We start from the raw sequence: 12,219 nt of genomic DNA, 5'->3' as shown, positions 1-12,219 counted from the left end.
TCTCATGTTATAATGTGAATAGAAAAAGAGCCCTGTGGCAACAGGACTCCTTGTAGAACCGTTAGACGGTAGCAAAGATTGGTTAAATAACCGTTAGCTCTGCCAAGCTAAGACGGTTATTTTTTTTGCTAATTTTAATTAGCTCAACAACTAATGTGATTAAGGACACAATAAAAGTGCCAAACATCAGCATCAGTTGTAGGGCATCTGAAATCGACACCCAACTACCCCTTTCTTTAGAATCTGGTTTCAATATGGTTATTACACCATAAGCACCACCTCCTCTTTAGCATAGGAATAGCTACCATCTTAACTTTTCTACTTGTCGTATTATACAGAATCAAATATTGATTGATTATCTAATTTTTGAACGTTAATAAAGGCAATATATTAACATTTTTTGAAAGCGGTTTCTGAAATTGGTTGTATTCTACAGATAAACATGCTATGGTTATCTTGTTAAGTTAATTAACGTATCTGGGGTGCTGAAAAGCTGAGAACATACCCACTGAACCTGATTTGGTTAAAACCTGCGCAGGAAGATACAGTCCGTATATAGATTTTGATGGGCAGTCTTTTTGTGAAAACAAAGAGACTGCTTTTTTATTTTATAAGGATTGCATAGAGCAATTGGCAAAACTAAATCTAAACAACCATCGTCTGGGGTGCCGAAAGGCTGAGAACATACCCATGAACCTGATGTCGTTAATACGATCGAAGGAAGTGCAATATTTGACTGTGTGCAAATGCCCTTCTTTCAAGATCAGAAAGGAGGGCGTTTTTTTGATTATTTTAAATGGTGAAGAAACAGCCAACATGGCTGGCAAAACATTAGCTGATTTATTACAAGAAAAAACAGATATGATGCAAAACGTTGTGGTGGAGTTAAACGGCAAGATTATGCATCGTGAGGAATTAGAAAAGCAAACATTGTCAGAAAATGACCATGTTGAACTAATTTCTTTTGTTGGTGGTGGTTAGAAAAGAGGAAAAAATAAAATGACGCCAAAGTTTCAAGGAGTTGCGGTTAACGATTTCTTTATGGGAATGAAGGAACGTAACGTGGCTGGTACAACTGAGCCTTTACAGAATGCACGTGTCACGATCGCAGGTGCTGGTGGTTTGGGCTCAAATATTGCGATTGCATTAGCGCGTAGTGGCGTTGGTCATCTAACAATTATTGATTTTGATACCATCGAAATGAGTAATTTGAATCGACAACAATATAAAGTTAGCCAAGTTGGGATGCCGAAGGTCGTGGCATTAAAGCAGAATTTGTTAGAATTCAATCCATTTATTGATATTGAAATCCATCAAGTTGAAATTACACCTGACAATATTGAAACGTTATTTGCTGATTGTGATATCGTTTGTGAGGCTTTCGATAATCCGATGGCAAAAGCAATGTTGTTAGACGGTGTAACTAATTATTATCCTGACAAGCCACTTGTCATGGGTAATGGGATGGCTGGATTGCATATAACGAATGAGATGCAGACGAAGCAGCAATTATCAAATGTATATATTTGCGGGGATGGTTATAGTAAAGGCCCTGAAGGATTGATGGCACCCCGTGTGATGGTGTGTGCCGGTCATGAAGCCAATGCCATTTTACGGTTACTGACTGAGCAACCCGTTTTAGCAGAATAGGAGATAAATAATCATGGTCGAAAGTAATGATGATTTAATTATTGGTGGTCACCACTTTTCTTCACGTTTTATTTTGGGATCAGGTAAGTATTCATATGAATTAATTGATTCTGCCATTCACCATGCTGGTGCCCAAATTATTACGATGGCATTACGTCGTACTTCTACGAGTGAAGAGAACATTTTGAATTATATTCCAGATGATGTGACTATTTTGCCAAATACATCTGGTAGTAAGAATGCTGAGGAAGCTATTCGTATGGCACGCATTGCCCGTGAGTTAAGTGGTAGTGACTTTATTAAGCTTGAGGTCGTGCCAGATTCAACGTATTTGTTACCTGACAATGAGGAAACCATTAAGGCAACGAAGGTGTTGGCTGATGAAGGATTCATTGTGATGCCATACATGCTACCTGATTTAAATGCTGCCCGTAAGTTGGTCGAAGCAGGTGCCGCAGCGGTGATGCCATTAGGTGCACCAATTGGGACTAACAAAGGTTTGGCAACTAAAGAATTGATTCAGATTTTGATTAACGAGATTGATGAACCTATTATCGTTGATGCTGGTATTGGTCGTCCAAGCCAAGCTGCCGAAGCGATGGAAATGGGTGCTGCAGCGGTCATGGCTAATACAGCTATGGCAACGGCTGGTGATATTCCACTAATGTCAGAAGCCTTTAAGTTGGCTGTTGAAGCTGGTCGTAAAGGTTATCTGGCTCATCCAGGACGTGTCTTGGACAAAAAGGCCGCTGCATCATCACCAGTTAGTGGTATTAGTAAATAATTATGTTTAGTGAAGAGTGCCAACTAGCTGATTTGTTAAATCAATTTAATACGACAGCTGATACTGGTCAAAATCGCTTAGTTTATAGTGAACAGTGGGTGCACAATCAGCAAACATTGATTTTATTGGGCCAAAATCATGGTGCACAAGCAATGGTTGATGATTATGGCAATGTGTCATTAGATTTTCCAGGACAAGAAGAGACATTACCTATTGCGACCGGATCACACATGGACACAGTCCGACAAGGTGGTCGTTATGACGGTTTGTATGGTGTCCTTGGTGGTTTTTGTGCCATTCAAAAAATGTATCAACAAGGCGATTTGCCTAAAAAGCCGCTACGGTTAATTTCTTTTAGCGAAGAAGAAGGTAGTCGGTTTCCGGCAGCTTTTACGGGATCAAAGTATTATACAGGCCAACAACAGCAAGTGGCTGCCTTGGTTGATGAGACTGGGATAACATTTGAACAAGCTAGGTCAAATGCGGTTAAGCAATTGCAGGCTATGAATGTTAGGCGACAGCGAGCGCCCTTGCCAGCTAGTTTTACGGAATTGCATATAGAGCAAGGACCACGTTTGGCCCAGGCACATCAACCAATCGGGTTAGTAACAGGCATTGTTGCGCAAAACCGTTATAAAGTGACGGTACATGGGCAAGCAAATCATGCTGGTACGACACCGATGGCGCAACGTCAAGATGCGATTGCCACTGCGAGCCGACTAATGGCAAGTTTATATGATTTAGCAGATAAGTCTTCGAATAGTTTGACGTTTACGATTGGTGAAATTCGCGTGTCACCTAATGTTAGCAACGTCATTGCTGAAAGTTGTACATTTACGATTGATTGTCGCGAGGAATCCGATGAACGATTAGCCACCTTTTTGTCAGCTATGAACACAGTCATCAAGCAATTTGATAACGTCACAGTCGAACAGACATTACATGTTCCTGCTACCCTTCTATCACAGGCATTAAGACAGCGAAATGCTAAGATAGCTACTCAAATGAAGTTCCCCTTCCAAGAGTTATTTTCGGGTGCCGGTCATGATAGTCAGATTATGAACACAGTCGTGCCAACAACCATGATTTTTGTGCCAAGTAAGACAGGCATTAGTCATGCGCCGGCTGAACATACAAAAATGTCTGATTTATTAATTGGTGTGGCATTGTTAACTGCTAGTCTGTCTGCTCAAGCAAATGAGGCATAAAAAATGCGAGGAAAAATCCAACTAACAACGCAAATTATTATTGGGATGTTCATTGGGGTGATTTTGGGCGCTGTTTTCGGTACCAAAATTGCCGGTGTCAAAATTATTGGTGATATCTTTTTAAGACTCATCCAAATGGCCGTCATTCCCCTAGTTTTTTGTACGGTAATTGCAGCCATTGGTAAATTACCAATCAAATAATTAGGACGATTGGGAGTCAAAACAGCAGCCTGGTTTATGGGCACGACCTTTATAGCGGCTTTAGTAGGCCTTGTATTAGGTTGGTGGTTCAAGGCAGGTGTTGGGATTGATCTAAAACTAAATCCTGAGATAGTCGAAAAATTAACTGGTCATCCAGTTTCTACTTCAGATATGATTTTGGGCTTTTTCCCGACTAATATTTTTGATGCACTTGCCAAAGGTAATACGATTCAAGTCATTATCTTTGCGCTATGCTTTGGGGTTGTATTGAGTAAGGCAAATAGCCAGCAAAAGTATCAGGGATTGGTTAATGGATTAGAAAAGCTCAATCAATTATTGGTTGACTTGATTCAATTAGTTTTGCGACTCGCACCACTTGGTATTGGGGCTTTAATTGCCTCAGTGACTGCTGAAAACGGCTTAACGGTATTGATTCCGTTATTTAAATTTTTGGCATTATTCGGCGTGGGTACGTTGCTTTTCTTAGCCGTTTTGTTTGGTATGATTATGATTCGCGCGCATATGTCTTTACGAACGGTCATGTATGGTTTCGCTAATATCTTAATTATTGCAATGACGACAACATCTTCAGCAGCCTCCCTACCTGTTGAAATGCATGATGCCGAAAAGCGATTAGGTATTAAGAAGGAAATTAGTGAATTAGTGTTACCTTTGGGGATGGCACTGAATAGTAACGGCCTCGCGATGTACTTAGCATTATCTTGTGTGACCATGACACAATTTTATGGCTTGTCCTTATCATTTATCATGATGTTTAAAATCGTGATGTTAGCCATTGTGGCTTGCTTAGGGACAGTTGCGGTACCTGGCGGTGGTTTAGTTGCCCTTACGATTATCGTACCAACGCTCGGTCTGCCCTTAGAGAGTATTGCTTTATTGGCAGGTATTGATTGGTTTGCCGGTATTTTCCGGACGGTGCTCAATGTTGTTGGTGATACAACAACGGCTATTATGATTGCTGCTGATGAGAAGCAGTTAAAACGAGTTGGTTTACCAGCGAAAAATTAATTAAAAGCGTTTAGAAATGATATAGCGATTTCTAAACGCTTTTTGTGTCCTTTAGGTTATTTACAAAGTAAATGTAAGTGTTAGAATTTAGTGTAGCAAGCAACATATTTTTGGAGAGGTTTTATGCAACAAACATTCTTGGATGAAATTGGACCACAGATAAAAATCGCGAATACGTTAATTGAAAAGGAACTAAATAGTCGGGTCGCAAGTTTAATTAACGAATACCCTTTAACGGGACCGCAAATTACGCTAATGGTTTATTTATATGAATCAAAAGGTAGAACGATCACGCAAAAGGAAGTTGCTGACAAATTTGTGTTAAGTCACCCAACGATTCGTAGTATTGTCAAACGGTTAGCTAATCAGGGCTTGATTGATGTTGGTTATTTAGAGACGGATCATCGCCAAGTGACGCTTTCCTTATCAAATAAGGGTTTTCAATTACTTGAAAAGCATATTGATGATATCCAACAAACGATGACAGATGTTAATAAGCAAATTGTCAGTCAGTTAAGTGATACAGATATTCAACAATTACAACAGTATCTAAGTACGATTATTCATCATTTTTAATGGTGTTTTTTGCATAAAGTGTAGCATGCTACATATTTTAAGGAGGAAGTATGACGTCTCAAGCAATTAGTACAAAGAAGAGAACCGTCATGATGATTGTGTTGTTAGCCGGTGCGTTTGTCGCCTTGCTGGCAGAAACGTTTCTAAATAATGCAATACCAACGATCATGTCGGCTTTTCAAGTGACACAGTCTTCAGCACAATGGTTAACGACGGCCTATTTATTGGTTGTCGGTTTAATGATTCCCTTGTCTGCTTGGATTTTTGAGTCATTTAATCTACGACAAAATTATTTAACCATGATTGGTATCTTTTTTGTTGGTTCGTTGATTTGTGTTTTCGCACCTAATTTCGGTATCTTGTTGACCGGTAGAATAATTGAAGCGGTCGCAGCTGGTGGGTTAATGCCGTTTATTCAAAATGTTATTTTGATGATGTTTCCACCAGAAAAACGTGGGATGGCGATGGGAATTACAGGGTTGGTTATTGGATTTGGTCCCGCAATCGGCCCAACGATATCAGGGGTAATCTTACAGTATAGCCACTGGCAAATGTTGTTTATTATCTTAAGTGCGCTTAGTGCATTAATTGGTGTTGTGGCTATATTTACGATTGGTAATTTACATGTACCTAATAAGCAAACAACAGATATGCTATCGTTCTTAGAATCAATTATCGGCTTTGGTTTATTGTTATATGCGTTGTCAGAAGTTGGTAATACCGGTAAAGTCACGCCGTTGTTAGCAGTTTTGTTTATCATCGGGCTTGTGACAATTTATCTTTTCGGTCGCCGACAATTACAGCTATCTCAACCATTATTAGATATTCGTGTGTTTAAAAATATTCAATTTGATATTTGCACATTATTAAGTATGATCAGTAATATTGCGATGGTTAGTGTTGAGTTAGTATTGCCATTGTATATACAAACTACCCGAGATGAAACGGCATTGACCTCTGGCTTGATTATGATGCCAGGTGCAATAGTCATGATGATTTGTAATCCGGTATCTGGTGTTTTGTACGATAAATTGGGTATCAAGAAATTATCGTTATTCGGCTTTGGTATGCTGATACTGGGGACATTGCCAATGTTGATGTTTGATACAACAACTAGTTTGTTAGTTATTGGTATCAGTTACGCTGTACGTATGGTTGGTATTTCCTTTACGATGATGACGACGTTTACGGCAGCTATTAATGCGGTACAGTCTGATTTAACAGCACATGCGAATGCAGCGTCATCAACCCTTAGACAAGTTGGTGGTTCATTTGGAACAGCAATTTCGATGTTGATTGTTACGTTAACGATTACTTTGCAATCGCATAGGCCCCATCAAATTGCGCTTGAGCATGGCTTTTATTGGGCCTTTATTTTGATGATAGGGTTTGCGTTGATTGGTTTATTGGCATCTCTATTTTTACCTACGAAAAAAGTTGTGCGATAAAAAACAAGGTACATGTTATTAACATGTGCCTTGTTTTTTAATTTTTAAATTGTGAAATTAAACGTGTGCTTCAGGATCTTCTTTACCACCGTAATTATACTCGTAAATCATATCTCCTGATTCAGTTACTTGCTGGCCATCCTTTTCAAATGACAAGGTTCCCTTTGCAAAGTAACGCATATAACCGGGTTGAATGCCCATCTTATCATATTGTGCGCGAACTTCATCCGTTGCACCCCAATACATGTTACGAACCTCAAGTTCTTGCTGCCATTTTGTTGTGAACGTAACTGTCTCACCATCTGCATTTGCGAAGGTATACTTTGAAGTCTTTGGGAAATGCTTCTTGATTTCTGGTTGTAAGGTTAATTCGGTCTCTTTTGTGAAGTTACCATCTGTTTGGAAAATAACTTCACCAGTTTTGTTATCCATTACACCGAAGAATGGAATTTGCTTATAACCGAATTGCTTAGAAGCCACGAAATCATAAATGACTACTGTATAGTTCTCAGTATACAAATGTCCCCAAAGCCAGTGATGCCAAGCTACAATTGGTGAAATATTTACCCATTGGTGATCATGGTAACCTGAACCAGTGACTTCATGAGTTTCACCATTGTAAGTTAAGGTTCCAGTGACTTGATTCTTCACCACACTTAAGTCAGTGTAGTGATATTCATCATTGTCTCCTAATGTGATGATACCAGTATTTCCTTGTCGGAATGGCTTAACAAGTGCATGGAAATGTAAGTCGGCAGCCACATCAGCTACTGGATCAATATGAATTTCGTAATCTTTGAAGTCACCGACAACGCTGTGTGGTCCAACCTTTACATCACACTTATCTTTACCAAAATATGTCTCCTCGGCTGGATAATCAATGATTTGTTGACCATAGGTTTCTCCCTCTGGTGAAGTAATTAAGATACCAATATCAGGATGGTCACCAGCTTCTTGTAGTTTATATGGTGACTTTGGATGGAAGTAGAGAACAGCTTTACTACCATCATCTAAAATAGCATCAAAATACCAAACTTCTGATGTACCAGGTGTGTCAGTATCGCGACGACCATCTTCCCAAGTTTGAACTTTATTAGGATCAATGCCTAATTTTTCAAAATCTGCGGGTTGGTCCATTAAACGTGCTTTTGCCATGTAAAATTCCCCCTTTTATATCTTCGTTATTAATCTTACATACTCATTATAGTGTCATAGTTGGTAGTTACTCAACCAATAAAACTGGCTAAAAAGTTTGGTATTGTGTTATTGGCTTTACTGCTAAGCTAACACAAAGAATTTACTTTTTTCGCTGAATCCTTGCCTGAAAAATTGCGAACGCTAAAAACTTGACACGTGTAAAGGCTAGTCTTAAAATAACATCAATTAGTTCGTTATGATTTAACTGATTATTGTGCTATTACTCTCATTTATACTAGGAGGTTTAATGTTGTGACTAATATGGTATTAGCACGAACAATTGAAGTGGTCTTCTATTTTGTTTATCTTTCGGCAGCCGTGGTGCTGGTTAAAAATAAACGAACCGAACAATTATTTCAGTTGATTACGTGTTCATTATTGGGTGTTTCTTTAGAGTTATTTAGTGTCTATATCTTTAAAACGTACCACTATTATTCTCATTTTCTGATTAATATTGGTGACGCGGGTGCCTTAAAGAGTGTGCCTTTATGGGTTGGTCTTGGCTGGGGATTGCTCATGCCATTAGCTATCTCAGCAGCTAAGAAAATTGTGAAGACGCCCTTTGCTGCTGGACTCATTGCGTATGTAATCGTTATTGGTTGGGATTTGATTTGGGATATTATTGCTATTCGTACAAGTGGTGGTATGTGGATTTGGCATGGTTACCCAACGGATTTGAAGGTGACGATTGACGCATTGTATGGTATTCCATGGATGAACTACTTGGGATATTCAGGTGCCATTGTACCGCTATCAATGATTATGGCGTTCAACAAGCGTAAATTCCACGTACAAGACAGCAATGCACGAAGCTTTTGGTTCTCATTAATCAACTATCTAGAAGGATTAGCTGCGTTTATTGTTGTTGTTGCAATCTTTGCGTTAATCAATAATTTCGTTGCTTCATTTGCTATCGTTGCATTTTTGGCTTTGTTCATTGGTATTTTGCTGTACATGCTTTACGCAGTGTTCATGAAACGGCAAGTTGATTTCTTCAAAAATATTGACTGGGCATTTATCTTGCAATTTGGATTAAGCTATATCGTTTCTATGTATATGGGATTCTATATTGGTGTATTCCAGGATAAGCCTTGGTTAGTTGTTGTTCATTTGGTTTTGATGGTAATAACCCTTCTATTTGGTGTTATTTCACCTAAGAAGCGTCAAACAGTAGTTGAATATTAAGTATAAAAACCATAGTCATTAACATCATGTGACTATGGTTTTTATTGTCCAATAAACTCTTTTTAGAAGAATAATTCAATAACACAAAAAAGCATTGCAACTCACTGATTGCAATGCTTTTTATAGTTAATTTGTATTAGTCAACATATGATGTCTTGGTACGGTTCAACCAAGCATATGTCATTCCAATGATCAATGCACCACCGACATAATTACCAATCAAGGCAAAGAATAGATTGTGTAGTACACTTCCAAGCGTCATACCGGCAATTGTACCGTTTGAAGCAAAGAAAGCTAATGAGAATGCTGGGAAATTGGCGATAACGTGTTCGTATCCTAAGAAAGCAAAGATGAAGATAACGAAGATAATTGCCATCACTTTACCAGCGTCATCCTTCATACGTAAGTTAATCGTGAAGGCCGTGTTAACGATAACGTTAGCAAAGATGGCCTCGACGAAAATCTGAAGTGATGACTTGCTCAACTTACCAGCGATACCAGTAAATAGGTAATTACCAGCTGGCAAATCTTGGAATGGGCCGGTTAGGGAAATCATATAAGCAAACAGGATCCCACCGATTAGGTTAAATAGTAATGTGGTACCGAGAATCTTAGATGCTTTAGAAACTGAAAGTTTTTTACGATAGACCCCAACAGTCATAAATAACATGTTTGAGGTTCCAAGTTCAGCCCCCATGAAGATGATCATGACAAGTGACCAACTAAACATGAAAGCAAAAGTAAACTTTCCTGAACCAGGGGCTATTTTTTCAGCTTCTAGCGCTGTTCCGAATGCGGCAGCAGTTCCTAGTGTTAGGAATAAAGTTGCGAGCATTGCTCGTGCAGCATAGCGTGCATAACTATTGTTAAATAGCGCAACTTTATTCATTAAAGCTGCATCAATTTTTTGGAATAAAGGTGATTTCTCAGCAGGCGCTTCTTTAGCCTCTACGCTAGGAACATCAGCTTCATAACTTCTATCTTGTGGAATATCCATATCTTCTCCTAAAGTGTTAATTTATTTTTTATTTTTGATTACCATGCGTCTCGCAAGGTGAATTTTCTAACGTCATCAATTGTTTGTGTACCTGCCAATTGCATAACAAGTGCTAATTCATCCTTAAAGAAGTTGAAGACTTGTTCAACACCGGTTGCACCACCAAGTGCTAGACCGTAAATAGCAGGACGACCAATGGCAACCAAATCAGCACCAGAAGCTAGTGCCTTAAAGGCATGTTGACCACGACGGATACCACTGTCAAAGACAACGGGTGCGCGGCCATTAACGGCTTCAGCAACTGTTTCTAGTGATTCAAAGGCTGCAGGACCACCATCTAATTGACGACCACCATGGTTAGTGACCCAGATGCCACGAGCACCAGATTCTAGTGATCGGTAAGCATCCTCAGCACTTTGAACACCCTTAACATAAACAGGAATATCAGTATGGCTAGCAATATATTCCACATCACGTGGAGCTAACTTTTGCTTAGCAGACTTATACACAGCATCCATTGTTTGGCCAACCCCTGATTGATAGGCAGCCACAATTGGCATTGGTAGTGGGAACGTAAAGTGATTACGCTTGTCGGCTTCACGATTACCACCTAGTGTTGCATCAGCAGTCAAAACGATTGCTTTTGAACCATTGCGTTCTGCAGTTTCGATGATTTGATCGTTAATGCCATTATCCTTACTCATATAGAATTGGAACCATTGGTTAGCATCTTGACCACCAGCTTCACGAATGTCTTCTAATGTTGTTGATGCGAATGAAGAAGCAGTGAAGATTGAACCAAAGTTAGAAACCCCTTTTGCTGAGTACTTCTCACCCTCAACGTGAGCTAAACCGTGGGCAGCAACAGGTGCCATAATAATTGGTGCTGTTAAGTGCATGTCTTGGAAATCAACAGATGTATCGGGATCTTCAACATCTCGTAAGACACCAGGAACAATAACCTTCTTATCGAATGCCTTAACATTGTTCTTATATGTAATTAAATCGCCAGCACCACTCTGGATATAACCATAACCACCCTTTGGAATGACTTTTGCAGCGCCTTCTTCCAAATCGGTTGTATTAACAAAATCGATTTTTTGTTCACGTTCACTAGTAATGTACTCTGTCATGTGTATAAATCTCCTAATAATTAAATAAAATCTCAATTGGTGCAACCGCTTACACTAAACCTACAAGGAGTACATTACACTATTTAATTCCGAAATACAAGATTTAATATTAAATTTAATACCATTTATCATGCAAATACATTGTTTATTAAATCACATATGGGACATTCGATACAAATGAGTACATATTTTTCATTATGTTTATATATACAAAAACGAGGAGCCCGTCCGTGATTTATATGACCTATTTATGATATGGCGTATGTGCATTAATCATAAAACTCCGATAAATTTGTTCAGTTAATACAAGACGCATTAATTGATGAGGTAGTGTGAAGCGTCCAAAACTGATTTGTGTATTGGCGCGTTTGAGTACTTCTGGCGATAATCCTAAGGAACCACCAATCACAAAAGTTAAATCAGATTTACCTGTGGTTGTTAAACGATCAATTTCAGCAGCCATTTCTTCACTAGAACGTTCGGTTCCCTTAATGGCTAGTGCAAAAACGTATTCTTTATCTTTAATTTTATTAAGGATACGTTCACCTTCCTTGGACATGACTTGATCCATTTGTGCTTGAGATAATTGTTCAGGTGCTTTTTCATCAGGCACTTCAATAATTTCTACTTTAGCGAATTTATGCAAACGTTTTGTGTATTCTGCAATACCATCTTTCAGATATTTTTCCTTTAATTTGCCAACGCCGATGATTTTTATATTCATTGTTCGTCTACCTTCCTTAAATAGTTTGTTATTTTTATCAATTGCTTTGTAAGATGTGGATAAACACTAAAATAAATTGTAATACAC

The 12,219-nt window shown here is 38.8% G+C and carries 12 protein-coding genes, 1 pseudogene and 1 riboswitch; of the genes and pseudogenes, 8 read left to right on the top strand and 5 right to left on the bottom strand.

Annotated features, from left to right (window positions below):
* Nucleotides 1–82 precede the first annotated feature (82 nt).
* Entirely contained in the window at nucleotides 83–220 is a 138-nt protein-coding gene (locus NGR58_RS03810; RefSeq protein WP_258088323.1) for a putative holin-like toxin, read from the bottom strand.
* 248 nt (nucleotides 221–468) lie between these two features.
* A riboswitch (TPP riboswitch) is annotated at nucleotides 469–558 on the top strand.
* A gap of 225 nt (nucleotides 559–783) precedes the next feature.
* Between NGR58_RS03810 and thiS the strand changes: the two genes are divergently transcribed.
* From thiS to NGR58_RS03775, 7 genes and pseudogenes are all read left to right on the top strand, one after another.
* Nucleotides 784–981 (top strand): sulfur carrier protein ThiS, encoded by a 198-nt coding sequence (gene thiS / locus NGR58_RS03805; protein ID WP_258088322.1) that lies wholly within the window; start codon nucleotides 784–786, stop codon nucleotides 979–981.
* 18 nt (nucleotides 982–999) lie between these two features.
* Nucleotides 1,000–1,650, top strand: a complete 651-nt coding sequence (gene thiF / locus NGR58_RS03800) for a sulfur carrier protein ThiS adenylyltransferase ThiF (RefSeq protein WP_258088321.1) — start codon at nucleotides 1,000–1,002, stop codon at nucleotides 1,648–1,650.
* A gap of 13 nt (nucleotides 1,651–1,663) precedes the next feature.
* The gene (locus tag NGR58_RS03795; protein WP_258088320.1) at nucleotides 1,664–2,434 is read left to right on the top strand and encodes a thiazole synthase; all 771 of its coding nucleotides are present in this window, start codon (nucleotides 1,664–1,666) and stop codon (nucleotides 2,432–2,434) included.
* Nucleotides 2,435–2,436: 2 nt separating this feature from the next.
* On the top strand, nucleotides 2,437–3,642 hold the full coding sequence (locus NGR58_RS03790) for a Zn-dependent hydrolase (RefSeq protein ID WP_258088319.1): 1,206 nt from the start codon (nucleotides 2,437–2,439) through the stop codon (nucleotides 3,640–3,642).
* 3 nt (nucleotides 3,643–3,645) lie between these two features.
* Nucleotides 3,646–4,872 (top strand): annotated as a pseudogene (locus NGR58_RS03785) (dicarboxylate/amino acid:cation symporter).
* 123 nt (nucleotides 4,873–4,995) lie between these two features.
* Nucleotides 4,996–5,448, top strand: coding sequence for a MarR family winged helix-turn-helix transcriptional regulator (locus NGR58_RS03780; RefSeq protein ID WP_258088318.1), 453 nt, complete (start codon nucleotides 4,996–4,998; stop codon nucleotides 5,446–5,448).
* Between the two features lie 50 nt (nucleotides 5,449–5,498).
* Nucleotides 5,499–6,896, top strand: a complete 1,398-nt coding sequence (locus NGR58_RS03775; protein WP_258088317.1) for an MDR family MFS transporter — start codon at nucleotides 5,499–5,501, stop codon at nucleotides 6,894–6,896.
* A 57-nt stretch (nucleotides 6,897–6,953) separates the two neighbouring features.
* On the opposite strand, the gene NGR58_RS03770 is transcribed toward NGR58_RS03775, so the two are convergent.
* The gene (locus tag NGR58_RS03770; RefSeq protein WP_258088316.1) at nucleotides 6,954–8,051 is read right to left on the bottom strand and encodes a lipocalin-like domain-containing protein; all 1,098 of its coding nucleotides are present in this window, start codon (nucleotides 8,049–8,051) and stop codon (nucleotides 6,954–6,956) included.
* A 294-nt stretch (nucleotides 8,052–8,345) separates the two neighbouring features.
* Here NGR58_RS03770 and NGR58_RS03765 point away from each other — a divergent pair, with 294 nt between their 5' ends.
* The gene (locus NGR58_RS03765) at nucleotides 8,346–9,278 is read left to right on the top strand and encodes a hypothetical protein (RefSeq protein WP_258088315.1); all 933 of its coding nucleotides are present in this window, start codon (nucleotides 8,346–8,348) and stop codon (nucleotides 9,276–9,278) included.
* A gap of 136 nt (nucleotides 9,279–9,414) precedes the next feature.
* On the opposite strand, the gene NGR58_RS03760 is transcribed toward NGR58_RS03765, so the two are convergent.
* From NGR58_RS03760 to rlmH, 3 genes are all read right to left on the bottom strand, one after another.
* A complete protein-coding gene (locus NGR58_RS03760) occupies nucleotides 9,415–10,275 on the bottom strand; it encodes a formate/nitrite transporter family protein (RefSeq protein WP_258088314.1) in 861 nt (286 codons plus the stop codon).
* A 38-nt stretch (nucleotides 10,276–10,313) separates the two neighbouring features.
* On the bottom strand, nucleotides 10,314–11,408 hold the full coding sequence (locus tag NGR58_RS03755) for an alpha-hydroxy-acid oxidizing protein (protein WP_258088313.1): 1,095 nt from the start codon (nucleotides 11,406–11,408) through the stop codon (nucleotides 10,314–10,316).
* A gap of 244 nt (nucleotides 11,409–11,652) precedes the next feature.
* Entirely contained in the window at nucleotides 11,653–12,132 is a 480-nt protein-coding gene (gene rlmH / locus NGR58_RS03750; RefSeq protein WP_258088312.1) for a 23S rRNA (pseudouridine(1915)-N(3))-methyltransferase RlmH, read from the bottom strand.
* Nucleotides 12,133–12,219: the final 87 nt, after the last annotated feature.

Source organism: Weissella fangxianensis (assembly GCF_024718545.1).
In the GTDB taxonomy this organism is placed as follows: Bacteria; Bacillota; Bacilli; order Lactobacillales; family Lactobacillaceae; genus Weissella; species Weissella fangxianensis.
This window is presented reverse-complemented; position numbering and strand designations above follow the sequence as displayed.